General features: G+C 65.5%; 29 protein-coding genes. 13 read left to right on the top strand and 16 right to left on the bottom strand.

Translation table 11 applies throughout. From position 1 onward, the window contains the following. The 3 genes from hemH to ED21_RS10865 are packed head-to-tail and all read right to left on the bottom strand — an operon-like array spanning position 1 to position 4,255. On the bottom strand, positions 1-1,023 hold the full coding sequence (hemH, locus tag ED21_RS10875; RefSeq protein WP_006833957.1) for a ferrochelatase: 1,023 nt from the start codon (positions 1,021-1,023) through the stop codon (positions 1-3). After that, entirely contained in the window at positions 1,020-3,311 is a 2,292-nt protein-coding gene (locus tag ED21_RS10870; protein ID WP_006833956.1) for a molybdopterin cofactor-binding domain-containing protein, read from the bottom strand. Before ED21_RS10870 ends, hemH begins: the two co-directional genes overlap by 4 nt. Then, positions 3,290-4,255 (bottom strand): Mrp/NBP35 family ATP-binding protein, encoded by a 966-nt coding sequence (locus ED21_RS10865; RefSeq protein ID WP_006833955.1) that lies wholly within the window; start codon positions 4,253-4,255, stop codon positions 3,290-3,292. The genes ED21_RS10870 and ED21_RS10865 overlap by 22 nt, the downstream gene beginning before the upstream one ends. A gap of 117 nt (positions 4,256-4,372) precedes the next feature. On the opposite strand from ED21_RS10865, the gene hflK reads away from it, so the two are divergent. The 3 genes from hflK (at position 4,373) to ED21_RS10850 (ending at position 8,037) form a co-directional block, all read left to right on the top strand. Then, positions 4,373-5,503, top strand: coding sequence for a protease modulator HflK (hflK, locus tag ED21_RS10860; RefSeq protein ID WP_034922424.1), 1,131 nt, complete (start codon positions 4,373-4,375; stop codon positions 5,501-5,503). A 1-nt stretch (position 5,504) separates the two neighbouring features. Further along, entirely contained in the window at positions 5,505-6,338 is an 834-nt protein-coding gene (gene hflC, locus ED21_RS10855) for a protease modulator HflC (RefSeq protein WP_006833953.1), read from the top strand. Between the two features lie 163 nt (positions 6,339-6,501). Next, complete coding sequence (locus ED21_RS10850; protein ID WP_006833952.1) at positions 6,502-8,037, top strand: Do family serine endopeptidase; 1,536 nt, start codon at positions 6,502-6,504, stop codon at positions 8,035-8,037. A gap of 75 nt (positions 8,038-8,112) precedes the next feature. Here the strand turns inward: ED21_RS10850 and ED21_RS10845 are convergent, their stop codons facing one another. After that, positions 8,113-10,314 (bottom strand): transglycosylase domain-containing protein, encoded by a 2,202-nt coding sequence (locus ED21_RS10845; protein WP_006833951.1) that lies wholly within the window; start codon positions 10,312-10,314, stop codon positions 8,113-8,115. Positions 10,315-10,442: 128 nt separating this feature from the next. Further along, positions 10,443-10,823 carry a peptide-methionine (R)-S-oxide reductase MsrB gene (gene msrB, locus ED21_RS10840; RefSeq protein ID WP_083800445.1) on the bottom strand — a complete coding sequence of 127 codons (381 nt, stop codon included), beginning with the start codon at positions 10,821-10,823 and terminating at the stop codon, positions 10,443-10,445. A 228-nt stretch (positions 10,824-11,051) separates the two neighbouring features. Here msrB and rpsT point away from each other — a divergent pair, with 228 nt between their 5' ends. The 4 genes from rpsT to ED21_RS10820 all read left to right on the top strand — a co-directional run bounded on the left by rpsT (position 11,052) and on the right by ED21_RS10820 (position 14,552). After that, positions 11,052-11,312 (top strand): 30S ribosomal protein S20, encoded by a 261-nt coding sequence (gene rpsT / locus ED21_RS10835; protein ID WP_006833949.1) that lies wholly within the window; start codon positions 11,052-11,054, stop codon positions 11,310-11,312. Between the two features lie 466 nt (positions 11,313-11,778). Next, a complete protein-coding gene (gene dnaA / locus ED21_RS10830; protein ID WP_034922338.1) occupies positions 11,779-13,239 on the top strand; it encodes a chromosomal replication initiator protein DnaA in 1,461 nt (486 codons plus the stop codon). A 114-nt stretch (positions 13,240-13,353) separates the two neighbouring features. Beyond that, the gene (locus ED21_RS10825; protein WP_006833947.1) at positions 13,354-13,785 is read left to right on the top strand and encodes a DUF983 domain-containing protein; all 432 of its coding nucleotides are present in this window, start codon (positions 13,354-13,356) and stop codon (positions 13,783-13,785) included. Beyond that, positions 13,782-14,552 (top strand): HesA/MoeB/ThiF family protein, encoded by a 771-nt coding sequence (locus ED21_RS10820; protein WP_006833946.1) that lies wholly within the window; start codon positions 13,782-13,784, stop codon positions 14,550-14,552. Before ED21_RS10825 ends, ED21_RS10820 begins: the two co-directional genes overlap by 4 nt. A 13-nt stretch (positions 14,553-14,565) precedes the next feature. Here the strand turns inward: ED21_RS10820 and ED21_RS10815 are convergent, their stop codons facing one another. Next, positions 14,566-15,294: an NAD-dependent deacylase gene (locus tag ED21_RS10815; RefSeq protein ID WP_006833945.1), complete on the bottom strand. Its 729-nt coding sequence runs from the start codon at positions 15,292-15,294 to the stop codon at positions 14,566-14,568. A gap of 35 nt (positions 15,295-15,329) precedes the next feature. Between ED21_RS10815 and dapB the strand changes: the two genes are divergently transcribed. The 3 genes from dapB to nth are packed head-to-tail and all read left to right on the top strand — an operon-like array spanning position 15,330 to position 17,512. Continuing rightward, entirely contained in the window at positions 15,330-16,058 is a 729-nt protein-coding gene (dapB, locus tag ED21_RS10810) for a 4-hydroxy-tetrahydrodipicolinate reductase (protein ID WP_006833944.1), read from the top strand. 4 nt (positions 16,059-16,062) lie between these two features. Further along, complete coding sequence (locus tag ED21_RS10805; protein ID WP_006833943.1) at positions 16,063-16,842, top strand: ion transporter; 780 nt, start codon at positions 16,063-16,065, stop codon at positions 16,840-16,842. Positions 16,843-16,861: 19 nt separating this feature from the next. After that, positions 16,862-17,512 (top strand): endonuclease III, encoded by a 651-nt coding sequence (gene nth / locus ED21_RS10800; protein WP_006833942.1) that lies wholly within the window; start codon positions 16,862-16,864, stop codon positions 17,510-17,512. A gap of 18 nt (positions 17,513-17,530) precedes the next feature. On the opposite strand, the gene ED21_RS10795 is transcribed toward nth, so the two are convergent. Genes ED21_RS10795 through dapE form a run of 3 tightly spaced genes read right to left on the bottom strand, consistent with a single transcriptional unit; the run spans position 17,531 to position 20,186 of the window. Then, positions 17,531-17,797 carry a hypothetical protein gene (locus ED21_RS10795; RefSeq protein ID WP_006833941.1) on the bottom strand — a complete coding sequence of 89 codons (267 nt, stop codon included), beginning with the start codon at positions 17,795-17,797 and terminating at the stop codon, positions 17,531-17,533. After that, positions 17,790-19,028: a dicarboxylate/amino acid:cation symporter gene (locus ED21_RS10790; protein WP_006833940.1), complete on the bottom strand. Its 1,239-nt coding sequence runs from the start codon at positions 19,026-19,028 to the stop codon at positions 17,790-17,792. Before ED21_RS10790 ends, ED21_RS10795 begins: the two co-directional genes overlap by 8 nt. A gap of 24 nt (positions 19,029-19,052) precedes the next feature. Further along, entirely contained in the window at positions 19,053-20,186 is a 1,134-nt protein-coding gene (dapE, locus tag ED21_RS10785; RefSeq protein WP_006833939.1) for a succinyl-diaminopimelate desuccinylase, read from the bottom strand. A gap of 29 nt (positions 20,187-20,215) precedes the next feature. Between dapE and ED21_RS10780 the strand changes: the two genes are divergently transcribed. Continuing rightward, positions 20,216-20,683, top strand: coding sequence for a cupin domain-containing protein (locus ED21_RS10780; protein ID WP_006833938.1), 468 nt, complete (start codon positions 20,216-20,218; stop codon positions 20,681-20,683). On the opposite strand, the gene ED21_RS10775 is transcribed toward ED21_RS10780, so the two are convergent. Both ED21_RS10775 and ED21_RS10770 read right to left on the bottom strand, forming a co-directional pair. Then, positions 20,680-21,573: a S1/P1 nuclease gene (locus ED21_RS10775; RefSeq protein WP_006833937.1), complete on the bottom strand. Its 894-nt coding sequence runs from the start codon at positions 21,571-21,573 to the stop codon at positions 20,680-20,682. The genes ED21_RS10780 and ED21_RS10775 overlap by 4 nt on opposite strands. After that, a complete protein-coding gene (locus ED21_RS10770) occupies positions 21,540-22,199 on the bottom strand; it encodes a glutathione S-transferase family protein (RefSeq protein ID WP_034922414.1) in 660 nt (219 codons plus the stop codon). Before ED21_RS10770 ends, ED21_RS10775 begins: the two co-directional genes overlap by 34 nt. Before the next feature lie 211 nt (positions 22,200-22,410). On the opposite strand from ED21_RS10770, the gene ED21_RS10765 reads away from it, so the two are divergent. Together ED21_RS10765 and ED21_RS10760 are read left to right on the top strand one after the other, a co-directional pair. Next, on the top strand, positions 22,411-22,830 hold the full coding sequence (locus tag ED21_RS10765) for a VOC family protein (RefSeq protein ID WP_006833935.1): 420 nt from the start codon (positions 22,411-22,413) through the stop codon (positions 22,828-22,830). Between the two features lie 107 nt (positions 22,831-22,937). After that, positions 22,938-23,117: a hypothetical protein gene (locus tag ED21_RS10760; RefSeq protein ID WP_006833934.1), complete on the top strand. Its 180-nt coding sequence runs from the start codon at positions 22,938-22,940 to the stop codon at positions 23,115-23,117. A gap of 55 nt (positions 23,118-23,172) precedes the next feature. On the opposite strand, the gene yihA is transcribed toward ED21_RS10760, so the two are convergent. The 5 genes from yihA to rpmH form a co-directional block, all read right to left on the bottom strand. Beyond that, positions 23,173-23,826: a ribosome biogenesis GTP-binding protein YihA/YsxC gene (gene yihA, locus ED21_RS10755; protein ID WP_006833933.1), complete on the bottom strand. Its 654-nt coding sequence runs from the start codon at positions 23,824-23,826 to the stop codon at positions 23,173-23,175. Next, entirely contained in the window at positions 23,823-25,562 is a 1,740-nt protein-coding gene (yidC, locus tag ED21_RS10750; RefSeq protein ID WP_006833932.1) for a membrane protein insertase YidC, read from the bottom strand. Before yidC ends, yihA begins: the two co-directional genes overlap by 4 nt. 69 nt (positions 25,563-25,631) lie before the next feature. Further along, positions 25,632-25,841: a membrane protein insertion efficiency factor YidD gene (gene yidD / locus ED21_RS10745; protein WP_006833931.1), complete on the bottom strand. Its 210-nt coding sequence runs from the start codon at positions 25,839-25,841 to the stop codon at positions 25,632-25,634. After that, positions 25,838-26,221: a ribonuclease P protein component gene (gene rnpA, locus ED21_RS10740; RefSeq protein WP_006833930.1), complete on the bottom strand. Its 384-nt coding sequence runs from the start codon at positions 26,219-26,221 to the stop codon at positions 25,838-25,840. The genes yidD and rnpA overlap by 4 nt, the downstream gene beginning before the upstream one ends. A gap of 91 nt (positions 26,222-26,312) precedes the next feature. Next, positions 26,313-26,447 (bottom strand): 50S ribosomal protein L34, encoded by a 135-nt coding sequence (rpmH, locus tag ED21_RS10735; RefSeq protein ID WP_006833929.1) that lies wholly within the window; start codon positions 26,445-26,447, stop codon positions 26,313-26,315. Positions 26,448-26,514 lie beyond the last annotated feature (67 nt).

Genomic DNA, 26,514 nt, shown 5'->3' with positions numbered 1-26,514 from the left:
CTAAATCCAGCCGGAAATTTCGCGCCGGAGAAGTGTCTCCAGCATGACGAGGCCCGCATCCGAAGTGTTGAGACAGGAGAGCGCGGCAAATTTCTCGCCGCCTTCCTCGATAAACTGGTCGCGGCCCTGCATCGCCAGCTCTTCCAGCGTTTCGAGACAGTCGGCAGAAAAGCCCGGCGCGGCGATTGCCATGCGTTTCGTGCCCTTGGCCGCTTCCTCGGCGATGACGTGATCGGTGGCTGGCTCCAGCCATTTCGCGCGCCCGAAGCGGGACTGGAAGGTAGTGCGAATGCGAAACCGCCGGCCGTCTAGGCGCGCCTGCAGCAGGCGCGAGGTTTTCATGCAGTGGCAGTGATAAGGATCGCCGAGGTGCAGCGTGCGCTCGGGCATGCCGTGGAAGCTCAGGAGCAGGACCTCCGGCTCGAAGTCGAGCGCGCTCAGCTGGCGGGTGAGGTCCGCTTCCAGCGCGTCGATATAGGCCGGATCATCGTGATAGGGCGGCAGGGTGCGCAAGGAAGGTTGCCAACGCATCTTCCCTAGGGCTTCCCCAGCCTTGTCCACAACCGTCGCCGTCGTCGCGCCCGAATATTGCGGGTACATCGGGGCGAGCAAGATGCGCTCGCAGCCCTTGTCCATCAGCGCCTTCAAGCGCTCCGGGATCGAGGGCGTGCCATAGCGCATCGCCCAGTCGACCGTGACGCCATCGCCCAGCCGCACCTGCATGGCCTCGGCCTGCTGGCGCGTGATGACGGCGAGAGGCGAGCCGTCCTCGGTCCAGACTTGGCTGTAAGCGTGCGCGCTCTTCTTCGGCCGCGTGTTGAGGATGATGCCGCGCAGGATCGGCTGCCAGGCGATCGGCGGGATCTCCACCACGCGCCTGTCGGAGAGAAATTCGGCGAGATAGCGCTTCACCGGCCCCGGCTCGGGCGCGTCGGGCGTGCCGAGGTTGACGATGAGGACGCCCACGCTGCCGGACTTCACCGGGGGGTGGTCTGCGGGAAGGTTCTGCGGCTGCCAGGTCATAGAGAAACCGGCAAACGGTAAGAACGCTCGCCCGTCAAGGCAAAGAGCGCGTTGGCGACCGCCGGGCCTGCGACCGCCACGCCCAGTTCGCCGGGATCGAAGGGCTCGGCATCGCTGGCGACGAGATCGATCCGCATGTCGGGCACTTCGGCCAAGCCCGGCAGGCGCATCTCGCCCAGCGTGCGCGGCACGGGATGGCCGCTGTCGAAGGTCAGCGGCGCCCCCAGCGCGAGGCCGAGACCATAGAGAAGCCCGCCCTCGATCTGCTGGCGGGCAAGGTCGAGGTTCACCACACGGCCGATGTCGGCCACCGCGCTCAGTTGCGTCACCGCGATCCCGCCCTCGCCGCGGCGTACGTGGGCAACACAGGCGATGTGCCCTGCGGACAGCGGATCGCGGCCCATGCGGACCATGGCGACGCCCTCGCCGGAGCCGGACTGGCCGCCGTCCCAGTCCCCCAGCCGCGTGGCGCGGCGCAACGCCTCGGCCATGCGCGGTGCGCCGCCCAGCATCGCCATGCGATAGAGGAAGGGATCGCGTCCGGCGTTGCGCGCCAGTTCGTCGACGAAGCACTCGGTAAAGAAGGCGGTGTAGCCATGCGCCCCGCCGCGCATCCTTCCGGTCGGCAGGCCGATGCGCGCGGGAACGTGTTCGGTGGCGACATGGGCGATGGTATAGGGGGGCACGGCGCCCTCGACTGCGAAGGGATCGGCCTCTCCCACGCTCTCGCGCCGCGCAGCTTCGGGCACGTAATTGTCGAAGAGGCGATGGCCGGTTTCGCGCATCCACGAGGGCGCGGTGATCCGCGCGCGCCACGCCACGGGCTGGCCCTGCGGACCAATCGTGGCGCTGATCTCGCCCAAAACCGGGGCGCGCGGCGGCACCATCTGCAGGTCCTGCGCGCGCGACCATGTGAGCTGGACCGGTCGCCCGATCTCGGCGGCGATCTGCGCGACCTCGATCGCGTGCTGCTTCTCCAGCCGCGCATCGAAACTGCCGCCTGCCGAGACGGGATAAAGGATTACGTCGGAGGGTGACAGACCGATGGCCCTGGCCGCCGCATCGCGTGCCGCCGCTGGAGCCTGCGAGGCGATCCACAGTTCGAGCCGCCCGTCGGCCAGCCGCGCGGTCGCGGAAGCGGTCTCGAGCGGCGCGTGGAGGGCGGGCGCGACATCGTAGCGGCGCATCACCTGTGCCTCACCGATAAGGGAATCGGGTTCGCCGATCGTCTCGATCCGCTCCGCCCGGTCGCCCGCGTCTTCGCGAGCGCGTTCCATCGCGGTATCGAAGGCTACCTGCTCGACCGCGCCCGGCCCGGTGAAATAGGGACGCATCTTCGACAATGCCTGGTCGGCAATCCACCAGCTTTCGGCCACCGCGGCGAGCCAGCGCTTCGATTTGACCACGCCGACCAGCCCGCGCGTGCCTGCCGCCGCGTCCTCGTTGAAGCGCAGCAGTTCGGGCAGGCCGTGCGGACCGTGGCGGATCGAAGCGTAGACCATGCCCGGCAGGCGGATGTCGGCGGCGAAGATATGGCTGCCGTCGACCTTGGACGGCAGATCGAGCCGGGGGAAGATGGTCGGCGTCTCACCCTCGCCCGGCAGCGGTTCCTCGAAAGCGGGCATGGGCCGCAAGGGTGCCGGATCAGGCAGATCCAGTTCCGCCGCCTCGTCCACCAGCGCGCCAAAGGGCAGGCGGCGTTCCTGATGGATGACGAAGCCGTCGGCGACCTCGCATTCCTCCGGTTCCACCTCCCAGCGATCGGCGGCAGCGCGCACCAGCATGTCGCGCGCGCTGGCTGCCGCTTCGCGCAAGGGCATTTCGTAAGCGGCGAGGCTGGTCCCTGCCGCGGTGACGGAGAAGTCCCGGGTGCGGGCGAAGCGGGCGACGGTGCTGCCCTGCGGATCGTCGCTTGCGCCGAACAGGCCCTCCCATAGCGGCGACCACTGGGCGGCCAGCGGGAGGTTGGCGAAGAAGCCCGCCGGGGCGACGGGTTCGATCCCCACCTGCCGCCAGTCCGCGCCAAGTTCGGTCGCGGCGATCTGGGCGAGCAGCGTGCCGACGCCCTGCCCCATTTCGAGCTGCGGTACGGCAACGCTGACCACGCCGTCCTGCCCGATGGTCATCCAGCCGCCAAACAGCGCCTCGCCCTCGCGCGCGATGAGCGGGCTGGGATAGGCGCGCGGCCAGAAGGTCCAGGCGAGGAGCAATCCCCCGCCTGCCGCTGCGCCCGCCAGGAGCTTGCGGCGCGAGACCGGAAGGGCGCTCAGCTTCTCGCGGAGATCCATTCATCCAGCCGTGTCGCAATGGCGTGGAAGGGTTCGGCCATCGGCCCGTCGCCCGCCGCCGGGGGATCGCCCGTGTCGCTGCCCTGCCGGATCGCCATATCGAGGGGGATGCGCCCGAGGAAAGGCAGTTCCAAACGCCCGGCAGCCGCCTCGACCCCGCCCGCACCGAAGGGGTCGGAAACCTCGCCGCAATGGGGGCAGGCATAGCCCGACATGTTCTCGACCAGCCCGATGACCGGAACGCCCGCCGTGTCGAACAACTGCCCGGCGCGCGCGGCGTCGATCAGCGCCAGGTCCTGCGGCGTGGAAACCAGCACTGCTCCGGCAGGCTTGAATTTCTGGATCATGGTCAGCTGCACATCGCCCGTGCCCGGCGGCAGGTCGACCAGCAGCACCTCGGTCTCGCTGCTCCAGTGCGCTTCGAGCAATTGCGTGATCGCGCCCGAGGCCATCGGACCGCGCCAAGCCAGCGCCTTGCCGGGGGTGACGAGGTGCCCCATCGAAAGGTGCGGGACGCCGTACTTGCTCTCGATCGGCACCGGCTTGTTGTCGCGCGCATCCGGCCGCGTGCCCTGGCTGCCGAAGATCACCGGCTGCGAAGGCCCATAGATATCGGCATCGACGAGACCGACCTTCACGCCCTTCTTCGCCAGCGAGATGGCGAGGTTGGCGGTCAGTGTGGACTTGCCCACACCGCCCTTGCCCGAACCCACGACGATGATCATCGGCCCCTTGCGCTCGGCCGTCATGACGACGCGCACATCGGTAACGTCCGCGCGGCCGGAAAGCGCCTCGGTCACGGCCCGTTCGAGCGCGCCGCGCGCGTCCTCGCTCACTCCGGCAACGTCCATCACGACAGTGGCGCGCCCCTCGTTGAGGACCGACCCGGTAACGCGGGCGGCAATTTCGGGCGGCAAATCGGCGGAAAAATCGGCGCGGCTCATGGATCGCGCTGCTGTATCATCGAAAAGCGCACCGCAACCCCTGTTTTTCCTCCAAACCCTTCCTATAAGACACTTATGAAAATTCTGGACGGGTTTGGACAAAGGATCGGCCTCGCAATGGCTGGCAAGAATCCCTGGGGCGCGGGCGGCGATGGTTCGTCGGGCTCCGGTGACGGTGATGCGCCGAAGGGCGACAAGGGAAGCGGCGACAAGGGCAACGGCCCGCGCAACCCCTGGCTTCCCCCCGGCTCCGGCGGCGGCGACGGACGTCGCGGCCCCAATATCGAAGACATCTTCAGGAACCGCGGCCCCGAAGGCCCGCGCCGTAAGGGCGGCGGTGGTGGCGGCGGCCCCAATTTCCGCTTCCCCCAGCGCCCCGGCGGCAAGAGCTGGTTCCCAGTCGCCGTGGTCGGGATCATTGCGCTCGGCCTCCTGGCGACAAGCGTGCACCTGATCGGTCCGCAGCAGCAGGCCGTGGTGAAGACCTTCGGCAATTTTACGGACACGCTCGATTCGGGCCTCCAGTTCTCCGCCCCCTTCCCGATCCAGACGGTCGACGTGGAAGATGTGCAGGGCGTTCGCGCGGTGCGCATTCCGGGGAACAACAACCAGGTGAAGCTGATCCTGACGGGCGACCAGAACCTCGTCGATCTGAGCTATATCGTGCGCTGGAACATCAAGGACCTCGGCGATTACAAGTTTCGCGTGGTCGATCCGATCGAAACGGTGAACGAAGTCGCCGAAGCGGCCATGCGTGCCGCGGTTGCCGAAAAGCAACTAGACGAGACCTTCTCGGGACAGGGCCGCGCCGCAATCGAACTCGATGTGCGCGAGCGCATGCAGCGCACGCTCGATGGGTATCAGGCCGGCATCCGCGTGCTGGGTGTGGAAATCGAAAAGGCCGACCCGCCGGGTCAGGTGGTCGACGCCTTCCGCGATGTGCAGGTGGCCGAACAGAACGCCGACGCCGCGCGCAATCAGGCGCAGGGCTATGCCCAGCAGGTGCTCGCGCAGGCACAGGGTGAGGCCGAAGCCTTCGACAAGGTTTACGAACAGTATCGCCTCGCCCCCGAAGTGACCCGCCAGCGTCTCTATTACGAGACCATGGAGCGTGTGCTTTCGAAAACCGACAAGACCATCGTGGAAGCCACGGGCGTGACGCCCTACCTCCCGCTTCCCGAAATCCGGCGCCGGGCGCAGCAGACCGAAGGCCCCGCCACCACCGTGACCGCGCCGGGAGGACAGTAAGATGCAGCGTATCTGGGAAGATCACCGCTATTCGATCATCGCGGCCGGCCTCGCGCTCGTGGCGCTGATGCTGAGCGCCTATGTCGTGCCCGAGGAAGAGCAGGTCGTCATCGTGCGCACCGGTGAACCGGTCGGCACGATCAACACGCCGGATGGCAACATGGGCGCGGGCCTGCACTGGCGCTGGCCCTTCGTCGACAAGGTCGTGCGGATCGAAAAGCGCCTGCTGGACCTCGAAATGAACGACGAGGAAGTCCTTTCGAACGACCAGCAGCGGCTGCTCGTCAACGCCTATGCGCGCTTCCGGATCACCGATCCCGTGCGCATGGTCGAACGCGCCGGCTCCACGGAAGGCGTGCGCACCGCGCTCGAGCCGATCCTGAACTCGGTACTGCGCCAGGAATTGGGTCGCCGCACCTTCCAAGCCATGCTGACCGCCGAACGCGGCTCTGCGCTGCAGAACGTGCGCGCCAATCTCGATCGCCAAGCCCAGCAATACGGGGCCGAGGTGGTGGACGTGCAGATCACCCGCACCGACCTTCCCGAAGCGCCGCTGCAATCGGCCTTCACCCGGATGGAATCGGATCGCCAGCGCGAAGCGCGCACGATCCGCGCGCAAGGCGGACGCGATGCCCGCATCATTCGCGCCGAAGCGGACGCGGAAGCCGCGCGCATTTATGCCGACGCATTCGGCAAGGACGCGAACTTCTACGACTTCTATCGCGCGATGCAGAGCTACGATGCGACCTTTGCGGCCGAGAACGGCGATGCGGCTAGCAGCATCATCCTCTCGCCCGATAACGAGTACCTGCAGCAGTTCCGCGGACGGCGTTGACGCTTCGTCGAAGCATTCCGTCCCGCGATCAGGCCGTTCAAGACGCGTTCAGCGCGCGGGGCCAGCATGAGGAACCGGAACCGCAGGCGTGGGGCTGCATACGATATGCAGGGGCCCTCGCCCGCGACAATTTTACGAGGATACTGAGAAGGACGTGAAGCCAGTGCGATATGCCTATTCCGTAACCGCCACCCTCCTTGCCGGTGGCGCCGCCCTTTCCCTTGCCGGGTTCCCGGCCGGAGCGCAGGTCGCCCAGAACGACGACAGCCAGATGGCCCGCGTGGTACCCCGCGCCGGCGCGCCCGAAAGTTTCGCCGACCTGACCGAACAATTGCAGCCGGCGGTGGTCAACATCTCCACCCGCCAGCGGATCGAGATTGCGAGCCGCAACACCAATCCCTTCGCGGGCACGCCGTTCGAAGACCTCTTCAACCAGCGGCGCGGCGAAAGCGGGGATGCCGAACCGCAGTTCCGCGAAGGCCAGTCGCTGGGTTCGGGCTTCATCATCTCGGCCGATGGCTATGTCGTCACCAACAACCACGTGGTGAACCCTCCCGGCCAGCGCGCCGAGCTGGAAGAGGTGACCGTCACCCTTCCCGACGGCAACGAATACGAAGCCGAAGTCGTGGGCACCGACTCGCAGTCCGACCTTGCCGTGCTCAAGATCAGCCGACGCGAGGCCTTTCCCTTCGTGACCTTCGGCGATTCGCGCCAGGCGCGCGTGGGCGACTGGGTGATTGCCATCGGTAACCCCTTCGGCCTGGGCGGCACGGTCACCAGCGGCATCGTTTCCAGCGTGCTGCGTAGCGCGGGTGGCGGCGCTTACGACCGCTACCTCCAGACCGATGCCAGCATCAACCGCGGTAACTCGGGCGGTCCGCTGTTCGACATGCAGGGCAATGTGATCGGCATCAACAACGCCATCATCTCGCCGACCGGCGGCAGCGTGGGCATCGGTTTTGCGATCCCCGCCGAAACGGCCGAGCCCATCGTCGACAAGCTGGTCCGCGGTGTCGAGATCGAGCGTGGCTATCTCGGCATCCAGATTCAGCCGGTGAACGACGATGTCGCCGCCTCGCTCGGCTTGGCGCGTAACCGCGGCGAGATAGTGCAGATGGTCCAGCCGGGCGAAGCCGCCGCGCGTGCGGGCATCGAGCCGGGCGATATCGTGCTTACGGTCAACGGCCGCGAGGTCACGCCCGACCAGACACTGTCCTACCTCGTCGCCAATATTGCGCCGGGCACGACCATTCCGGTCGAAGTCATCCGCGATGGCCAGCGCCGCCAGATCAACGTCACCGTCGGCAAACGTCCGAGCGAGGAAGAGCTTCGCCAGAGCCAGATGTTCGATCCCGACGCTGAGCCGGAAGACGACATGGCGCCGAGCGACAACGAGGTGATCGAGAACAGCCTCGGCCTGCAGGTTCTCGAGCTGACGCCTGCAATCGCCCGCCAACTGGGTGCAGATGCCGGCACCCGCGGCCTGGTGGTTGCGTCGGTCGACCAGAACTCGGACGCAGCGCGCAAGGGTCTGCGCCGCGGGGACATCCTGCTGACAGCGAACTACAACCCGATCGTTGCAGTGGAAGACCTGGAAAAGATCGTCCGCGGCGCGCAGTCCGACGATCGCGATGCGGTCCTGCTGCGGGTGCAGCGCCGTGGCGGTTCGCCGCAATATATCGCGGTGCGCATGCGCTAAAGCGCTCTGGCTTCCGCAAACGAAAAGGCCCTCCCGGTTCGCGCCGGGAGGGCCTTTTGCTTTATCGCCCCAAGTTCAGGGCCGGTCGGGCGACCGGGTCGGCGTCGGCGAGGGACGCGGCCGGTCGCGGCCGATGACCCCGTCGAGGAAATCGTCGTCGACCGCTTGCGGTGCCCCGTCGGCCCCGCGCCCGGTGGAAGGCGGCTGTCGAGGCGGCGGGACGCGCTGCATCGGATCGCGAGGGCGGGCCCCGTCTTCACTGCCGCGCTGGCCTTCGCCGTCCGGATAAGGCAGCGCGCCATCGGGACCCGGAGCGCCGCGGCCCGGTTCGATCAGATTGCCCTGCTCGTCGATATAATAATACTCGTCCGGATCGCCGAAGAAGAAGTCGTCCTCCTCATCAAGCTGCCACTCGGGAAGCTGCAACTCGGTGTCGAATTCCTCGACCGGACGATCCTTGACCGCATAGCGCATGAAGGCGGCAAAGGCCTTCGCGGGTGCCCGTCCGCCCTGAAGCCCGCCGACGCGCTTGTTGTCGTCGCGGCCCATCCATACACCGGTGGTCACGCCCGAAGAGAAGCCGACGAAATAGCCGTCTTTGTTCGAGCTGGTCGTGCCCGTCTTGCCGGCCACCGGGCGGCCGATCTGCGCAGCCCGGCCCGTACCGGTCTGCACGGCCGCCTGAAGAAGGTCGGTAATGCCGCGCGCGACATGTTCGGGCACGAGCTGCGTGCTGCGTGTGCGCTGGTGCTGGTAAAGCAGCTCGCCATCGGCGGTGGTCACCTTGACGATTCCATAGGGTTCGACCGAAGCACCGCCCGCCGAAACCGCTGCGAAGGCGCGCGTCATATCGAGCAGGCGTACCTCGTTCGATCCAAGGACCATGGCGGGGTAGGTGTTGATCGGCGTCGTAACGCCGAAGCGCCGGGCCATGGAAGCGACCTGGCTGAAGCCCACCTCGTTGCCGAGTTGGGCCGCCACGGTATTGATCGAATAGGCAAACGCCGTGCGAAGGTTCGTCTCGCCAATGTTGCGACCGTTCGAGTTGCGGGGGCTCCAGCCGCCAATTGAAACCGGCGTATCCACCACGCGATCGTTCGGCGTGTAACCGGCTTCCAGCGCGGCGAGATAGACAAAGAGCTTCCAGCTCGACCCGGGCTGGCGCAAGGCGTTGGTGGCGCGGTTGTAATTGGTTTCGACATAGTCCGTACCGCCGACCAGCGCGAGGATTGCCCCGTCGCGGTCGAGACTGACAAGAGCGCCCTGCGCGCCATCGGGCGCGTTGCTCTGGATCGCGGCCGAGGCAGCCTTCTGCATACCCGGATCAAGCGTGGTCCACACCTCGATCGGCTCATAGGTTTCCGGCAGCAGCAGGTCGAGCTGGGGCAACGCCCAATCGGTGAAATAGCGCACCGAATTCGTACCCTGCTCCTGCTTGAGCTTGACCGCCGAGACGTCGACCTGCGCCTCGCTCGGGCTGATCCGCCCCTGTTCGCGCATCAGCCGCAGCACCACGCTGGCGCGGCCGACGGCGGCATCGACATCGGCGGTGGGCGAATAGCGGCTCGGCGCCTTGACCAGTCCCGCGATGATGGCGGCCTCAGCTGTCGAAAGCTCGGTCGCGGGGTGGCTGAAGAACTTCCGGCTCGCCGAATCGATGCCATAGGCACCGCCGCCGAAATAGACCTTGTTGAGATAGAGCTCGAGGATCTGTTCCTTGGAGAATTTCCATTCCATCGCCATGGCGAGGATTGCCTCGCGCAGCTTGCGATCAATCGAGCGGTTGGAGTTCAGGAACACGTTGCGGGCGAGCTGCTGGCTGATCGTCGAGGTTGCGCCGAGCCGGTTCTCGCCTGTCGCCCAGACATAGACGGCGCGCGTGAGGCCGTAGGGATCGACACCCGGATGCGCATAGAAGCGGCGATCCTCGACCGAGATCATCGCATCCTTCATGACTTGCGGAATTTCCTCGCTGCTCAGCCAGCGGCCATAGCTCGGACCGATCTCGACCAGCTCTGATCCGTCGCGCGCGCGCACGACGATGGTTTGCGCGTTCTGTGTCGCCTTGAGCTGGTAGAAGCTGGGAAGAGAGCGGGCGGCAAAGCCCACCGAAATGGCGAGGAACACGAGGCCGAGCAGCGCCAGCCCGCCACCCCACAGGAACAGCCGTTTGAAGATGCGCCTCACGCGACTGTAGTCGCGCTGGCCTTCCGCCTCGGCGCGGCGAGCCCGTTCGGCACGCTTGCTGCCCTTGCGGCGGCTGCCTCTCTTATTCATTCGTTCCGGCTTCCCTCGTCATTCTGGGCCCTGCGGCCCGAACGCCGCCCTATATCCGCCACAATCTGCCATGGCGAGATGGAACCTCGCGTGAACACGGATTGGCGTGCGCCTTTCGCAAGGCGCTCTCAATCCTCGGGCTCGAAATCGAGCGCGGCGGAGTTGATGCAATAGCGCAGGCCCGATTCGCCGGGTCCGTCCGGGAAGACATGACCCAGATGCCCCTCGCACTTGGAACAGACCACCTCGGTCCTCACCATGCCATGGCTCACATCGCGATGCGCCTCGACCGCGTCGTCCTCGGCCGGCGCCGTAAAGCTCGGCCAGCCCGATCCGCTGTCGTATTTTTCGCTGCTGTCGAACAGCCGCTGCCCGCACGCGGCGCAGTGGTACTCGCCGGTCGCCTTGTTCTTCTCGTATTTGCCGGTGAAGGCGCGCTCCGTGCCCTTTTCGCGCAACACGTGATACTGTTCGGGACTGAGCTTTTTGCGCCATTCGGCGTCCGTCATCTCGAGCTTGTCGGTCACGGCTTGTCCTTTTCCTGAGGCTTACCCATATAGGGGCAACAGCAGGCAGCGCGCGCGGTTCCTTTCGGGGGATCGGGCTGCAGGCGACGATTTGCTTGACGATTCGCAGCCTCGCCGCTAAGTGCGCCGCTTTCCGGCGGTCCTACCGCCTTTTTCGACACGACCAGAAGATTTTTCGCCGCTCTTCCTGCGGCCCGACCGAGGACAAACATGGCCAATACGCCGCAAGCCAAGAAGCGCATTCGTCGCAACACCCGCCGCGCCGAGATCAACGGTGCGCGCATGAGCCGCATCCGTGGCTTCGTGAAGAAGGTCGAAACGGCCTGTGAAGCCGGCGACAAGGACGCCGCCCAGACCGCTCTGAAGAACGCCCAGCCCGAACTGGCTCGCGGCGTCGCTCGCGGCGTGATGCACAAGAACACCGCATCGCGTAAGCTGAGCCGCCTCACGAAGCGCGTCGCCGCGCTCTGATTCGCTTCCTGGCTTCGGCCGGATAAGCATTTTTCGAAGGGGTCGTCGCGTCATGCGACGGCCCCTTCGTGCTATCTTGGGACGCGATGGGTTGCATGCCAAAATGCAACGCCGGTTGCCTCTCAAAAGAACTGAAGGAATCCCCGCGATTCGCGTTTGATTTCAAGCGAAATCGTAGGCTTTTCAAACACATCAACGCAGCCCTGCGGGACAGGGGTGAGTCAACAACTATATTTCGACTTTTTACAGTTATCCCCCTTGCGACTCATCTCGTGAGCGACCTACACAATAGTCCTGCTCGGGGGGGACAGCCCGAGTATTCACATCGATGGCCTATGGGGAGGGACCACCCGTGAATCACGCGATTCCGGGTACGGCAGAGCCGTGCCTATTCACCCTCACCGGCCTTTGAAAAATACGCGTAACTGGCGGCCTTGGACGGGTCCGCTCGGGGGGAATGTTTGTAATGGCAAAATCGACAAGCGGGCCTTTGGGCAAGCGGAAGGCAACTGACGAAATGGAAGATCTGGATGCGGTAAACCTGGCGGCCGATTGGGCCGACATCAGCCAGGGGCTGCGCAAGGATCTGGGCCACCAGCTTCACAGCCAGTGGATCAAGCCGATCCAGTTGGGCAAGATCGATGCCGAAACCGGCACGCTCGATCTTTTCCTGCCGACCGAATTCAGCGCCAACTGGGTCAAGGACCGGTTTGCCGACCGGCTGAGCCTGGCGTGGAAGATCGCCCGCAGCGAAGTGCGCAAGGTCGCCATCTCGGTCCACCCGGGCCGCCGCCAGGTTGCCGACCTTCGCCTGCACAGCGATGGCCGCCGCCCGGCGAACGACGCCGACACCTCGATGATGGCCATCGGCGCCGACACGCTCGGCGATACCGGCTTCACCTCGAGCGTGGGCCTCGACGCCAGCCTCACCTTTGCTGCTTTCGTCACGGGCGAAGCGAACATCCTCGCCTTCAACGCTGCGCAGCGCATGGCCGCGACCGAGAAGCCGCAGTTCAGCCCGCTCTATCTCAAGGCCGCCACCGGCCAGGGCAAGACGCATCTGCTGCACGCCATCGGCCACACCTTCCTGCAGACGCACAACCGCAGCCGCATCTTCTACTGCAGCGCCGAGCGGTTCATGGTGGAATTCGTCCAGGCCCTGAAGGCCAACCGGATGATCGAATTCAAGGCGCGCCTGCGCAGCTTCGACCTGCTGCTGGTCGACGATATCCAGTTCATCATCGGCAAGGCTTCGGCGCAGGAAGAACTGCTTTACACGATCGACGCGCTGCTGGCCGAAGGCAAGCGCCTGGTCTTCGCCGCCGACCGTGCCCCGCAGGCATTGGACGGGGTCGAACCACGCCTTCTCTCGCGCCTCTCCATGGGTCTTGTCGCCGACATCCAGCCGGCCGATATCGAGCTCAGGAAGAAGATCCTGCACTCCAAGCTCACGAAGTTCGCACCGCTGGCCGTGCCCGAGGATGTGCTCGACTTCCTCGCCCGCACGATCACGCGCAACGTGCGCGAACTGGTCGGCGGCCTCAACAAGTTGATCGCCTATGCGCAGCTGACCGGCCAGGAAGTCTCGCTCCAGCTCGCCGAAGAGCAGCTGACCGATATCCTTTCGGCCAACCGCCGCCGGATCACGATCGACGAAATCCAGCGCACCGTGTGCCAGTTCTACCGCATCGACCGCAGCGAGATGTCGAGCAAGCGCCGCGCGCGCGCCGTCGTCCGCCCGCGCCAGGTCGCGATGTACCTCTCCAAGGTGCTCACCCCGCGCAGCTATCCCGAAATCGGCCGCAAGTTCGGCGGCCGCGATCACTCCACCGTCATCCACGCCGTGCGCCTGATCGAAGACCTGCGCCAGCGCGATGCCGACATGGACGGAGACGTGCGCAGCCTGCTGCGCCAGCTCGAAAGCTGATCGCCCGCATCATCCCAGCCCTTCGGTTCGCTTCCAAAAGGGGGGACTGCTCGTCGACAGGTCCATCGCAGAGGCCTGTCGACAGCCAACACACATGATGCCAACAGGCTTTCCATGAGCCTGTCCACCGACCCGACCGACGATGGCAACGCCCGCTACGCCCTGCCTGCCACGCTGATAGCGTGCCTGCTGCGCGGCGTGTCCGGCCGCTGCCCGCGCTGCGGCGAGGGCAGCCTATTTCGCAAGTGGTTGAAACCCGTCGACGCCTGCGATCATTGCCAACTCGACATCTCCGGCCAACGTGCCGACGACTTGCCGGCCTATATCGGCATCTTCGTGACCGGCCATCTGCTCGCGCCGGTTATCATCGCACTGGTGACCGGCTTTGCGCTTTCGGCCATGGCGCTGCTCGCCATCGTCATTCCGCTGGCGGTGATCATGCTGATCGGCCTGCTCCAGCCTTCCAAGGGCGGCGTGATCGCTTTGCAATGGTGGAACGGGATGCACGGCTTCCGGAAAGAACGCGCCGAGGAGCCGCCCGCGTGAGTCTGTCGCCCGATCGCCTCGATCGCTTCGCGCGCCACATCGTCCTTCCCGAAGTCGGCGGGGCGGGACAAGTCGCACTAGCGGGCAAGCACCTCGTGCTGGTCGGCCTCGGCGGCATCGGCAGCCCGGCGCTGCAGTATCTCGCCGCCGCCGGGATAGGAAGACTGACGCTGGTCGACGACGACAAGGTCGACGCCTCAAACCTCCAACGCCAGACGCTCTACAACGAACGCGACATCGGCCACGGCAAGGCCATTTCCGCCAAGCGCTGGGTCAAGCTGTTCGACCCCGAACTCGACGTCGAGATCAGCGACCGCCGCATCGACGCCGCCCGTGCCGACACACTGGTGACAGGCGCGGACCTCGTGCTCGACGGGACCGACAATTTCGCCACCCGCCTCGCCGTTTCCGATGCCTGCGTGCGCGCGGGCGTTCCGCTCCTTTCGGCCGCCGTCGGTCGCTTTCAAGGCCAGGTCGGTGCCTTTGCGGGCCACCTGCCCGACCAGGCCTGCTACCGCTGCTTCGTGGGCGACGCTTTCGATGCCGAAGACTGCGACACCTGCGCCGAAGACGGCATGCTCGGCGCCATGGCCGGCTGGGTCGCCACCTTCGCTGCCCTGCACGCGTTACGCGTCCTGCTCGACGGCGTGAGTGCATACGGCGACCCGCAATGGAGCCGCGTGAACCTGCTCGACGGGATGAAGCCGGGCATGCGGCAGTTCACCATTGCTAAGGACCCGGAGTGCAAGGGGTGTGGAGGCGCCTAACTACTTCCCATTGTCACGCCCGCGAAGGTGGGGACGACCTTTCGGAAGCTAGAACCTCACCCACCCATTCCGGCACGAGCTTGCTCGCCCGGCCCTGACGGCTTTCGTGAAACCAGTAGGAGCCTTCGCCGCGTTCGAGGTTGAGTTCGAGCGTGCGTGCACCGAATTCGCGGGCGTCGCGCACGAAGCCGGCAGCAGGATAGACCGCGCCCGAGGTACCTATGCTCACGAACATGTCCGCGCGGCGCAGGGCGTCGTAAATGCGCTCCATCTCGTAGGGCATTTCGCCGAACCAGACGACATCGGGGCGCAGCGCCGCCTCGCCGCAGCCGGGGCATTCGGGGCGACCGAACAGCGGCTCGCTCCAGCGGTGGCGCGCATCGCAGCGGGCGCAGAGCGCGCTCAGCAGTTCGCCGTGCATATGGAGCACGCGGCTCGCCCCGGCGCGTTCGTGCAGATCGTCGACATTCTGGGTGACGATCAGGAGGTTGCCGTCCCACCTCTTGTCGAGCAGCGCCAGCGCCTCGTGCGCGGGATTCGGCTCGACCTGCTGCACCGCCTCGCGCCGCGCGTCGTAGAAGCGGTGGACGAGGTCGGGATCGCGGCTGAAGCCTTCGGGCGTGGCGACGTCCTCCACCCGGTGCTGTTCCCACAGGCCGCCCGAGTCGCGAAAGGTGTCGATGCCGCTCTCGGCGGAAATCCCTGCGCCCGTGAGGACGACGATATTGCGGATGTCGCTCATAGCCGCCATGAACCACGGGAAACGAGGGGAAGACAATGGCCAATATCGGTGTGATCGGCAGCAAGGGCGCCATGGGCGAAGCCCTGCGGCGCGTGATCGAGGCTTCGGGCCACGACTGTGCCGGCGGTGCCGACAAGGGTGACGATGTGGGCGAACTGGCCAAGGTCAGCGACGCTCTGGTCGATTTTTCCGCTCCGGCCGCGCTGCAGGCGAACCTCGATGCCGCCGTGCGGGCGGGCGTGCCCATCGTGATCGGGACCACCGGGCTCGATTCGAATCACCATGAAATGATCGAGACAGCGGCACGCGAGATCGCCGTGTTGCAGACCGGCAACACCTCGCTCGGCGTGACGCTGCTTGCCCATCTGGTGCGCGAGGCGGCGGCGCGGCTGGACGAGGACTGGGACATCGAGATCGTCGAGATGCACCACCGCCGCAAGGTCGACGCGCCTTCGGGCACGGCGTTGCTGCTGGGCGAGGCGGCGGCGAAAGCGCGCAAGGTGTCGCTCGACGATGTGAGCGAGAGCGGGCGCGACGGGCAGACCGGGCCGCGCACTTCGGGCGCGATTGGCTTTGCCGCGCTGCGCGGTGGCTCGGTGGCGGGCGATCACAGCGTGATCTTCGCGGGCGAGGAAGAACGCATCACCCTCTCGCACAGCGCGGAGAACCGGACGATCTTCGCGCGCGGCGCGATCCGGGCGGCCGAGTGGCTGCGCGAGGCAGAGCCGGGCCGCTATTCGATGGAAGAGGTGCTGGGCATCTGAAGCCATGACCCTGCGCAACTATCTCCACCAGCAGATCACCATCGGTTCGTGGCCCGACGGGCGGCTGACGGGGCTCAATAAGCTGCTGATCTGCATGATCCTCGCCGCCGTGCTGGTGGGCGTCGTTTCCACCGAGCCGGCGATCCTGAACGAATGGCGCAGCGAGATCCTGATCGCCGAGATCCTCTTCGGCGCCTTCTTCCTAGTCGAATATCTCGCCCGCATCTATTCCGCGCCGGAGGAGGAAGGCCTCGGCTCGCCCTGGGGGAAGCGCTGGCGATTCATCCGCTCGCCTATCGGGCTGATCGACCTTGCGGTTGTGCTCGTCAGCCTCGCGCCTTTTTTCATTGCCAATGCGGCGGCGCTGCGCTTGTTGCGCCTGATGCGCGTGTTCTCGCTCGCAAAGCTCGGGCATTTCTCCGCCGCCATGCGCGAGATCCTGACCGCGCTGAAGGAGCGCAGCTACGATCTGCTGGTCTGCGCCGCGCTGGCGCTCAGCCTGCTGCTGGTCGGCGCGAGCGGGCTCTACTGGCTTGAAGGCCATTTGCAGCCGGATCATTTCGGCAGCATCCCGCGCGCCTTGTGGTGGGCGGTCATCACGCTCACCACCGTGGGCTATGGCGACGCCTACCCGATCACTGCGGCGGGCAAGCTAGTGGGCAGCTTCGTCGCGCTGGGCGGGGTGCTGCTGGTCGCGCTGCCGACCGGCATCTTCGCTGCCGCCTTCTCCGACGCCATGCAGCGCCGCCGCGAGGCCGTGGCGCGCGCGCTAGCCGAGATCTAGAACGGATGACGCTCCGCCCATGACCAAGGACCAGATTTTCGAGTTCTTCCGGCGGCTCGCCGAGGACAATCCCTCGCCCGAGACCGAGCTGAAATATGGCAATTGCTACCAGCTGGTGGTCGCCGTGGCGCTCTCCGCGCAGGCGACCGACGTGGGCGTCAACAAGGCCACGGCCAAGCTGTTTCGCGAGGTCACAACGCCTGCACAAATGATTGAACTGGGCGAAGAGGGGCTGAAGGAGCACATCAAGACCATCGGCCTGTTCAATTCCAAGGCCAAGAACGTGATCGCGCTGAGCCAGCTGCTGGTCGACGAGTATGGGGGCGAGGTTCCGGATACGCGCGAGGACCTGGTGCGCCTGCCCGGCGTGGGCCGCAAGACGGCCAATGTCGTGCTTAATTGCTGGTTCGGACAGGAGACCTTCGCGGTCGATACGCATATCCTGCGCGTCGGAAACCGGACGGGGCTGGCGAAAGGCAAGACCCCCGAACAGGTCGAGGCAAAACTCGAGAAGCGCGTCCCCCAACCCTTCCGGCTAGGCGCGCATCACTGGCTGATCCTGCACGGCCGCTACGTCTGCAAGGCGCGTACGCCCGAGTGCTGGCGCTGTCCGGTTGTGGACTTGTGCAGCTATCGGAAGAAGGTGCTGGAGAAGCCGAAGGGGCGCTGAGCGATTTCGCTCAAGGAGCTACGTTTCGACCCCATCGCCGCGCAGTTGCGAACTGCGCCGCAACAGCGCCGGTTTCAGAAATCCCCACCATATCGCGTTGTAGGCTGCCGACGCATAAAGCGCGATTTCGTCGGTAAGGAACGGTATGTCGGGAAGACTGATGAAGCGCGCATAGACAGCCGAACTTAGTGCGAGCCAGACCAGTCCCGCCACACCGAGAACCCGCTGATGGCGGCCGAACCAGCGAACGATCCCATCGCCCGGACGATCCCCTGCCTCAGACATCGTCCGCCGAGACCATCTCGCGCCGGTCGATCTCGCCCGTCATCACCGCCACCGTGGTCGCTACGGCCGCGTCGCCGCTGACGTTGGTGGTGGTGCGCATCATGTCCATGATGCGGTCCACGCCCGCCACGAAGGCAATCGTTTCCAGCGGCACGCCGACCGCGCCGAAGACCAGCGCCATCATGATCAGGCCCGCGCCCGGGATGCCCGCCGCGCCGACCGCGCCGAGCGTCGCGAGGATCGAGATCAGGAAATAGTCGCCCATCGACAAATCGACGCCGAATATCTGCGCGCCGAACAGCGTCGCAAGGCCGAGATACATTGCCGTACCGTTCATGTTGATCGTCGCGCCGAGGCTGATCACGAAGCTCGCGACCGAGTTCGACACGCCGAGGTTCCGCTCGGCGCAGCGCAGGGTGACGGGCAGCGTCGCGTTGGACGAGGCGGTCGAATAGCTCACCGCCATCGCATCGATGATGCCGCGGAAGAAGTCGCGCACGGGCAGCTTGGCAAGGAACTTGATCATGCTGCCGTAGATGAGGACGATGATAAGCAGGCAGCCGAGGTAATTGAGGCCGACCAGCTTGGCGAGGCTGACCAGCGCGTCGAGACCCAGCGTGCCCGCGACCCAGGCCATCAGCGCGAAGACGCCAAAGGGAGTGAGTTCCATCACCACCATGGTGACCTTCTGCATCACGACGGCGCCGCTATCGAAGACCTTCTGGACCGGCGCGCCCTCTTCCTTGGCCATCAATATGCCCACGCCCACCAGCAGCGAGAAGACGATCAGCGGCAGCACCGCCACATCGGCCATCACCTGCACCGGGCTTTCCGGCACGATGGAAAGGATCATGTCGACCGCCGTGGTCTCGTTGGGGACAGGCGTTTCGCCGCGCTGGATGGCGCTGGTGTCGACGCCGGAGCCGGGCTGGATGAAAGTGCCGAGCGCTAGGCCCAGCCACACTGCAATCTGGCCAGTGATGACGAAGAGCAGCATGGCCCGTCCGCCCACAGCGCCCAGCTTGCGCAGATCGCCGATGGCGGCGACGCCGGAGACGAGGCTGAAGAAGATCAGCGGGACAACCAGCATCTTGATCGACTTGATGAAGAAGTCGCCGATCCACTTGATGCTTTCCGCTTCCGGCCCCCAGGCGTAGCCGGTCAGCACGCCCAGCAGGAGCGCGGTCAGCACGCGCTGCCACAGCGGAATTTCGAACCAGACCCTCAGCATTGCTGTCCCCTCAGACGTGTTCTTTTATGCCAGCGCGTCTTTCGCGATCGCCGTATAGATGCGGCTTAGCGTGGAAAGGTCCTCGATGGCTACAGCCTCGTCGCGCTTGTGCATGGTGGCGTTGACGAGGCCGAATTCGATCACCGGGCACACGGCGCGAAGGAAACGCGCGTCCGAAGTGCCGCCGGTGGTGGAAGGCTCGGGATTGACGCCCGTTTCCTCCTTCACCGCGCGCGCGATGATGTCGCTGAAGGTGCCCGGAGGGGTGAGGAAGGGCTCGCCCGAGATGATCGGCATGGCCTTGCCGCCGTGCTTCTCGGCAATCGTTATGACTTTTTCGGACAGCGAGGCGCCCGAATGCTCGTCGTTGAAGCGGATCGAGATGCGCGCCTTCGCCGCTTCCGGAATGACGTTGTGCGCCGGGTTGCCGACCTCGAGATCAGTTATCTCGAGGTTGGAAGCCTGAAACCAGTCGTTGCCTTCGTCGAGCACCAGCGCGTCGAGCTCGGCCAGCATGGCGACCAGCTTGGGGATCGGGTTTTCGGCAAGATGCGGATAGGCGACGTGGCCTTGCGTGCCTTCGACTTCCAGCCAGATGTTCACCGAACCGCGCCGCCCGATCTTCATCATGTCGCCGAGGCGATTGACGCTGGTGGGTTCGCCGACGAGGCACAGGTCGGGCTGGTGGCCCGTCTCGCGCATATAGTCGATCAGCGCGCGCGTACCGTGGAGCGCGGGGCCTTCCTCGTCGCCGGTGATGATGAAGCTGATCGTGCCAGCGTCCTGCGGCACGTGCTTCACCGCTTCGACCATGCAGGCAATCGAGCCCTTCATGTCGACCGCGCCGCGGCCGTAGAGCAGGTCGCCGCGGACTTCGGGCTCGAAGGCGTCGCTCGCCCAGCCGCCGCCGGGAGGGACAACGTCGAGATGGCCGGCAAAGGCGAAGTGCTTCGAACCTTCGGGTCCGCGTCGGATTGCGAAGAGGTTTTCGACCGGAGCCTCGGGCGTGCCCGGCGCGCCCTCACCGCGGGTGAAGCGATGCACTTCGAAACCGAGCGGCGCGAGCATCGCCTCCATCCGGTCGAAGACGGAGCCCGTGGCGGGAGTGACGCTTTCGGCGGCCATCAGCCGCTTGGCGAGTTCGAGAACTTCGGTCATGTTCGTTCCGCTAGCAGGAGTGCGCGCCAATGCCCAAGCTCGATCTCGACGCCATCCCCCAGACCAATGCGACGGGCTATCCGCCGCCCTATGATGCGGACGTCGAAGGACGTCACTATCGCCGCCTCGCGCCGGTCGGTGGGCTGACCAAGCTGGGGGCAAGCCATGTCGTGCTCCAGCCCGGCGCCTTTTCCTCGCAGCGGCACTGGCACGAGGGGCAGGACGAGCTGGTGGTGATCCTGCAGGGCGAGGCGATACTGATCGAGAACGAGGGCGAAATCCCTGTCGGGCCCGGCGACATCCTCGCCTGGCCGGCGGGCGAGAAGAACGGCCATCGCCTGCATAATCGCGGCGACATTCCTTGCGTCTTCCTCGCCATCAGCGGCGGCGACCGGGACACCGACCGGGGCGAATACCCCGATATCGACATGGTCTTCACGCCCGAGGGATACTTCCGCAAGGACGGCACGCCCTACCCGACCAAGCGCGTGCCCTAGTCGCGCTCCGGTTCCGGTAGGGGCCCCGGCGCAAAGGCTGCATCGAGATATTCGGCCATGCGGATGCCCGCCTGCGTCACGCGGCGCTGCGAGATGGGGATGGCCCGCTCGATATCCTCCTGCGTCAGCGCGGTCTCGTCGGGCAGGTCGTCACCTTCGCAAGGCGCGCGGTCGAAGGCGTTGGGGTAAACGAAATCGCGGCTCGTTTCCCAGCTCTCGCGCCCCCAGTCGGCGGGCGCGCCGCCGCCCAGATCGGCGCGTTCTTCGGCACTGTAGCGGCGCACCAGCGGCACCTCGGCCGACGTGATCGCGCGTTCGGCCAGCGGGCCGTCCCAGATCCAATGCAGGTTCAGCCCCGGCGCGATGCCATAAGCGGTGTCGATGTCGTTGCCGCCGCGATCCTCGTGATCGCCCGAATGGAGCGGCATGTGCACATCGCCGATGAAGTGGACGAGGAAGGCCAGCGCCTCCAGCCGGACGTTCGCGGGCAGGTTCTCGTCTGCGAGGATGCGCTGGTTGCGCTCGATCTGGGCGAGGATGCAGTTCTGGCCCGAGCAATTCCGCCTCGGCTCGTACGCCTCGCACACTGGCGTGGTGCGGTAATGCCATGCGAAGGTGTAGCCCCAGCGCCAGTAGTCCTTGCGCAGGCAATCGGGCCACACGCTTGCATCTTCGAGGCTCGCAAGATCGCAATCGGGCACACCCAGTTCGGGCGCGGCCTTCAGCAGGCGCGCGATCCCGGTGCGGGTTTCCGGCTTTACATTCTCCAGCGCGATTTCGGCCGTCGTGCGGTGGGCGAAGAAGCCCCATGCCTGCGCTTGTGCGGGCAGCAGCGCGAGGGCTGCCGCAAGCAGCGTCAGGAGACGGTTTCGTATTGTTCGATGACCCATTCTTCGTTTTCCGATGCGGTGATCCACGCCTGCATCCATTCGTGCTCCCACACGGCCTGCATATAGGCCGCGGCAAAGCCCGGGACGGGGATCTGGTAGCTGATGAAGCGGCTGACGACGGGGGCGAAGAACACGTCCGCCGCGCCGAAGGTGCCGAAGAGGAAGGGCCCGCCATTGCCGAACCGGCTTCGCGCTTCCGCCCAGATGGTGAGGATGCGCAGGATGTCGGCGCGGCACGCCTCGCTCGGCTCGAAACCGTCGAAGCGTTTGCGCACGTTCATCGGGCATTCGCTGCGCAGCGCCTGGAAGGAGGAGTGCATTTCGGCGACCATAGAGCGGGCCATGCCGCGCGCGGTATCGTCCTTGGGCCAGAAGCGTTCGCGCCCGACCTTGTCGGCAAGGTATTCCAGGATCGCGAGGCTGTCCCACACCACCGTTTTGTCGTCCCACAGCAGCGGGACCTTGCCATGCGATGGCTGGATCTCGCCGCCCTTGCGATCGGCCTCCCAGTTCTCGCCGAACAGGGGCACGACGATTTCCTCGAACGACAGCCCCGATTGCTTGGCCGCGAGCCAGCCGCGCAGCGACCAGCTCGAGTAGTTCTTGTTGCCGATGATGATCTTCATGCGGGCTCCACCTTTCCCGTGTTGTCCGCGCCCTAGGCGTTCATCCTTGCGCTGTCGAGCCTGAACGGTGGAACGCCTGGAACACAGTCCTGCGATGTAATCTGCCACCACGGCGCGCGCCTGTTCGGGAGTTATGTCCTTGTGCATTCGCAAGGGCTTGCACGGGGTCAGGGGAGTAGGAAAATGCAATTCGCGCGCCTAGGGTGTGCCCATGACCCTGCGCCCCTTCCACCTCGCCTTTGCCGTCCACGATCTCGATGCCGCCCGCGCCTTCTACGGCGAGCTGCTCGGCTGCGCGGAAGGGCGCAGCAGCGACGACTGGATCGACTTCGATTTCCACGGCCACCAGATCGTCGCCCACCAGGCTCCCGGCCTCGTCGCCGACCGCGCGCGGACGAAGGTCGACAGCGAAGACGTGCCCGTTCCCCATTTCGGCGTGGTGCTGACGATGGCCGAATGGGACGCGCTCAAGACCCGCTTGGAAGCCGCCGATGTCGACTTCATCATCCCGCCCACCGTGCGTTTCAAGGGTAAGCCCGGCGAACAGGCCACCATGTTCTTCCGCGACCCCAGCGGCAACGCGCTGGAGATGAAGGCCTTCGCCGACGACGCGATGCTGTTCGCTACCTAGCCGGACATTCCAAGTCTTCGCCATCGCCCCTCGCTGCCTGCGGAAACGGAACCGATTACGTGGCCCGTGCGCTGTTTCGGTAAGCGCAAATCGAAGGAGCAAGAAATATGGGAAGCCTGTGGACCCTCATTGTCATAGCCGGACCACTGCTACTTCTCGCCGTGATCGTTTACGGCTGGAAGAAGAACCGGGACGCTCCCAAATGGAAAACGCGTCGGGCCGAACATGGGGCGGAAGAACTCCGCGAAGATATGGCTGAGGAGCCTGACAAGAAGGTCGACCTATAACCGGCTGCCGCCTCCAAATGGCGGATGACGCCCGCCGGTCGGCTAGCAAATGTGGCTAGACTCCGGCATCCCGTAGCAGCGCGGCCCTCAGCTCCCCGATACCCATGCCCTTCTCGCTCGAGGTTACGTGGATCTGCGGATAGGCGGCGACGTGTTTCTTCGCCTCGGCCTCGACCGCGGCGACGGTCTTGGCCAGCTCGCTTGCCTTGATCTTGTCGGCCTTGGTGAGGACCACCCGATAGCCCACCGCGGCTTCGTCGAGCATCTTCATCATCTCGCGGTCGACATCCTTCAGCCCGTGGCGGCTGTCGACCAGCACGAGGTTGCGAACCAGCACCTGCCGTCCGCGAAGATAGGTCTTCACGAGGTTCTTCCACTTCTCGACGACCTTCACCGGCGCCTTGGCAAAGCCGTAACCGGGCATGTCGACGAGGCGGAACTGGGTCGGTTCGCCCACTTCGAAGAAGTTGAGTTCCTGCGTGCGGCCCGGCGTCACCGAGGCGCGCGCGATCTTCCTGCGCCCGGTGAGCGCGTTGAGCAGCGAGCTCTTGCCGACGTTCGAACGGCCCGCAAAGGCGATTTCGGGCACGGTCGGCTCGGGCAGGAATTTCAGCTGCGGGGCCGAGAGGAGGAACTCCACCCGGCCGGAGAACAGCTTGTTGGCGCGCCGTTCCAGCTGGGCGAGTTCGGCGGCTTCTTCGTCGGTCACGGCTTCGCCTCTGCCGCTTCGGCGGCTTTTTCGGCCTTTTCCTTCTCGGCCGCCGCCTTCAATTGCGGGTGCTTGGAATAGAGATACTTCTGCTGCGCCAAAGTGAGCACGTTGGAGGTCACCCAGTAAAGCAACAGCCCGGCGGCGAACGGCGCCATGATGAACATCAGCACCCAGGGCATGATGCTGAAGACCTGCTGCTGGACCGGGTCCATCGCGCTGGGGTTCAGCTTGAAGGTCAGCCACATGGTCACACCCAGCAGCACGGCGAGGATGCCGATGGCAAGGAAGCTCGGCGGGGTGAACGGCAGCAGGCCGAACAGGTTGAGGATCGTCGCCGGATCGGGCGCGGAAAGATCCTCGATCCAGAGGAAGTTCTGGTGGCGCATCTCGATCGCGAGGTAGAGCACCTTGTAGAGCGCGAAGAAGATCGGGATCTGCAGGATCAGCGGCAGGCAGCCGGCCAGCGGGTTGACCTGTTCTTCCTTGAACAGCTTCTGCATTTCCTGCTGCTGCTTCACCTTGTCGTCTTTGTGGCGCTCCTGCAGCTTCTTCATCTTCGGCTGGATCGCCTTCATCGCGGCCATGGAAGCGAACTGCTTCTGCGCGATGGGGAACATCAGGCCACGCACGATGATCGTCAGGATGATGATCGCGACGCCGAAATTGCCGACGAGGGCGAAGATGTTCTTCAGCAGCCACAGGAACGGTTTTTCGAACCAGCGGAACCAGCCCCAGTCGATGGCTAGGCCGAACTGCGGAATTCCGGCGTCCTGATAGGCGTCGAGGATTTCGCTGTCCTTGGCGCCGGCGAAGAGGCGCGAAGTGGTGGTGACCTTGCGGCCCGCCTCGACCCGGACGGGGTCATAGATCATGTCGGCGCGGTAGAGGTCGCCGCCGAGGGAACGGAAGGTCGCATCAGGATCGGTACCGGCCTGCGGCACAAGCGCGGCGAGCCAGTAGATATCGGTGAAGCCGAGCCAGTCGGTCGTGCCCGAGGGGCTGACCTTGCGCTCTTCCTCGACGTCCGAATAATCATAGCCGTATTCGACGGCCTGGCCGAAGGAGCCGATGGGACCCGAATGGGCGATGAAGAAGTCGTCGCTCATCGTGGTGCTGGTGCGCCCGACGAGGCCGAAGGGCTGCGCGACGATGCCGTTCTCGCCCCTGTTCGACACCGCCTGCTCGACGGTGATCATGTAGTTCTCGTCGATCGAATAGGTCTGTTCGAGCAGCACGCCGTTGCCCGCATCGTGGCGCAGGGTGACCGGGTTGCCGACCGAAAGCGTGTCGCCGTCGGATTCCCACAGCACATCGTCGGAGATCTTGGCGCCGTTCACGAGGAAACCGAACTGCGCGTATTGCTGCACATCGGTGCCGCGCGGGGCGAAGATGCGCACCGGCTCGCTGTCGCCATCGGGGCTGGCGGCGTAATCCTTGAGCACGATGTCGTCGATCATCGCGCCGCCAACTGCGATGGAGCCGGCGACCTTGGGCGAATCGATGCGAATGCGCTCGGCCGCGCCGAGCGAGCTTTCGAGGTCGACGCTGGTGGCCGCGCTCTCGCCGATTTCGCCGCTGGCGGCCGCCGCTGCTTCAGCCGGCGTATCGACCGTTTCCGCGGTGACCGGAACGTTGTCCGGCTGCGGATAGAAATGGTCCATCGCCCACTGCCAGCCGATCAGCACGGCCAGTGAGAGGGTGAGCACGAGCACGAAATTGCGTGAATTTTCCAAGGTCGATCCCGGTGGTAGTTGTCTTCGTCAGATGGGAAGGGTGTGTTGCCACGTCAAGACACCGGCCCCTCAAGGAACCGGGTCATGGCCGCAGCCCCCCCAGGGTTGGCAGCGCAATAGCCGCTTGAGCGTCAGCCATCCACCCTTGATTGCGCCATGCTTCTGCAAGGCCTCGATGGCGTATTGGCTGCACGACGGCGTGAAGCGGCAGGTGGGCGGCAGGATGCGGCTCGGGCCGAGCTGCCACAGGCGGGCGATCCAGATCAGCGGGTACTTCACGCGCGCCGCGATCGGGAGTGGCGCAGGCGGCGGGCGCGGTCGCCTTCGCCGCGGCTTGCGCGGGCCAGCGCTGCTTCGAGTTCCTCTGCGAGCTTTGCAAAGTCGCGCTCCACTCCGCCCTCGCGACCGATCAGGATATGGTCGTGATCGGGCAGGCCCCCGTCCGGCAGCGCGGCCCAGAGCAGTTCACGAAAGCGCCGCTTCATCCGGTTGCGGACCACGGCGTTGCCGATCTTCTTGGTCACGGTGATGCCGTAACGCTTGCCCTGCCCCTCGTTCGGGCGGGTGAGCAGCACGAAGCCCGGCTTCGCGTTGCGCGTACCGCGATTGGCGGCGAGAAAATCGCTGCGTTTGCGGATGACGGACAGGCTCGGATGCATCGGCGTTACATACGCGAACGGGCCCCCCGAAGGGAGCCCGCAGCTTCGCTCAGACTGTAAGGTCACGCGCGAGGCGCGACCGGTCAGTCAATCACGCACAAAGGTTCTTGCGGCCGCGAGCGCGACGTGCACGAAGAACCTTGCGGCCGCCCGGGGTGGCCTTGCGCGCGAAGAAACCGTGGCGACGGGCGCGCACGAGGTTCGAGGGCTGGAAAGTCCGCTTCATGGGAACACCTTCAGTAAAATACGTTGCTGCCGGGCGAATCGCCGCGACGAAAAAGGGCCGCCAGTGG

The sequence above is a fragment of the Erythrobacter sp. SD-21 genome, assembly GCF_000181515.1.
Taxonomy (GTDB): Bacteria; Pseudomonadota; Alphaproteobacteria; order Sphingomonadales; family Sphingomonadaceae; genus Qipengyuania.
This window is presented reverse-complemented; position numbering and strand designations above follow the sequence as displayed.

Bases quoted from the DNA above. Each gene is read 5' to 3' on its own strand.
- hemH (WP_006833957.1), bottom strand. From the start codon at position 1,023: ATGACCTGGCAGCCGCAGAACCTTCCCGCAGACCACCCCCCGGTGAAG.
- ED21_RS10870 (WP_006833956.1), bottom strand. From the start codon at position 3,311: ATGGATCTCCGCGAGAAGCTGAGCGCCCTTCCGGTCTCGCGCCGCAAG.
- ED21_RS10865 (WP_006833955.1), bottom strand. From the start codon at position 4,255: ATGAGCCGCGCCGATTTTTCCGCCGATTTGCCGCCCGAAATTGCCGCC.
- hflK (WP_034922424.1), top strand. From the start codon at position 4,373: ATGGCTGGCAAGAATCCCTGGGGCGCGGGCGGCGATGGTTCGTCGGGC.
- hflC (WP_006833953.1), top strand. From the start codon at position 5,505: ATGCAGCGTATCTGGGAAGATCACCGCTATTCGATCATCGCGGCCGGC.
- ED21_RS10845 (WP_006833951.1), bottom strand. From the start codon at position 10,314: ATGAATAAGAGAGGCAGCCGCCGCAAGGGCAGCAAGCGTGCCGAACGG.
- msrB (WP_083800445.1), bottom strand. From the start codon at position 10,823: ATGACGGACGCCGAATGGCGCAAAAAGCTCAGTCCCGAACAGTATCAC.
- rpsT (WP_006833949.1), top strand. From the start codon at position 11,052: ATGGCCAATACGCCGCAAGCCAAGAAGCGCATTCGTCGCAACACCCGC.
- dnaA (WP_034922338.1), top strand. From the start codon at position 11,779: ATGGCAAAATCGACAAGCGGGCCTTTGGGCAAGCGGAAGGCAACTGAC.
- ED21_RS10825 (WP_006833947.1), top strand. From the start codon at position 13,354: ATGAGCCTGTCCACCGACCCGACCGACGATGGCAACGCCCGCTACGCC.
- ED21_RS10815 (WP_006833945.1), bottom strand. From the start codon at position 15,294: ATGAGCGACATCCGCAATATCGTCGTCCTCACGGGCGCAGGGATTTCC.
- dapB (WP_006833944.1), top strand. From the start codon at position 15,330: ATGGCCAATATCGGTGTGATCGGCAGCAAGGGCGCCATGGGCGAAGCC.
- ED21_RS10805 (WP_006833943.1), top strand. From the start codon at position 16,063: ATGACCCTGCGCAACTATCTCCACCAGCAGATCACCATCGGTTCGTGG.
- nth (WP_006833942.1), top strand. From the start codon at position 16,862: ATGACCAAGGACCAGATTTTCGAGTTCTTCCGGCGGCTCGCCGAGGAC.
- ED21_RS10795 (WP_006833941.1), bottom strand. From the start codon at position 17,797: ATGTCTGAGGCAGGGGATCGTCCGGGCGATGGGATCGTTCGCTGGTTC.
- ED21_RS10790 (WP_006833940.1), bottom strand. From the start codon at position 19,028: ATGCTGAGGGTCTGGTTCGAAATTCCGCTGTGGCAGCGCGTGCTGACC.
- dapE (WP_006833939.1), bottom strand. From the start codon at position 20,186: ATGACCGAAGTTCTCGAACTCGCCAAGCGGCTGATGGCCGCCGAAAGC.
- ED21_RS10780 (WP_006833938.1), top strand. From the start codon at position 20,216: ATGCCCAAGCTCGATCTCGACGCCATCCCCCAGACCAATGCGACGGGC.
- ED21_RS10775 (WP_006833937.1), bottom strand. From the start codon at position 21,573: ATGGGTCATCGAACAATACGAAACCGTCTCCTGACGCTGCTTGCGGCA.
- ED21_RS10770 (WP_034922414.1), bottom strand. From the start codon at position 22,199: ATGAAGATCATCATCGGCAACAAGAACTACTCGAGCTGGTCGCTGCGC.
- ED21_RS10765 (WP_006833935.1), top strand. From the start codon at position 22,411: ATGACCCTGCGCCCCTTCCACCTCGCCTTTGCCGTCCACGATCTCGAT.
- ED21_RS10760 (WP_006833934.1), top strand. From the start codon at position 22,938: ATGGGAAGCCTGTGGACCCTCATTGTCATAGCCGGACCACTGCTACTT.
- rnpA (WP_006833930.1), bottom strand. From the start codon at position 26,221: ATGCATCCGAGCCTGTCCGTCATCCGCAAACGCAGCGATTTTCTCGCC.
- rpmH (WP_006833929.1), bottom strand. From the start codon at position 26,447: ATGAAGCGGACTTTCCAGCCCTCGAACCTCGTGCGCGCCCGTCGCCAC.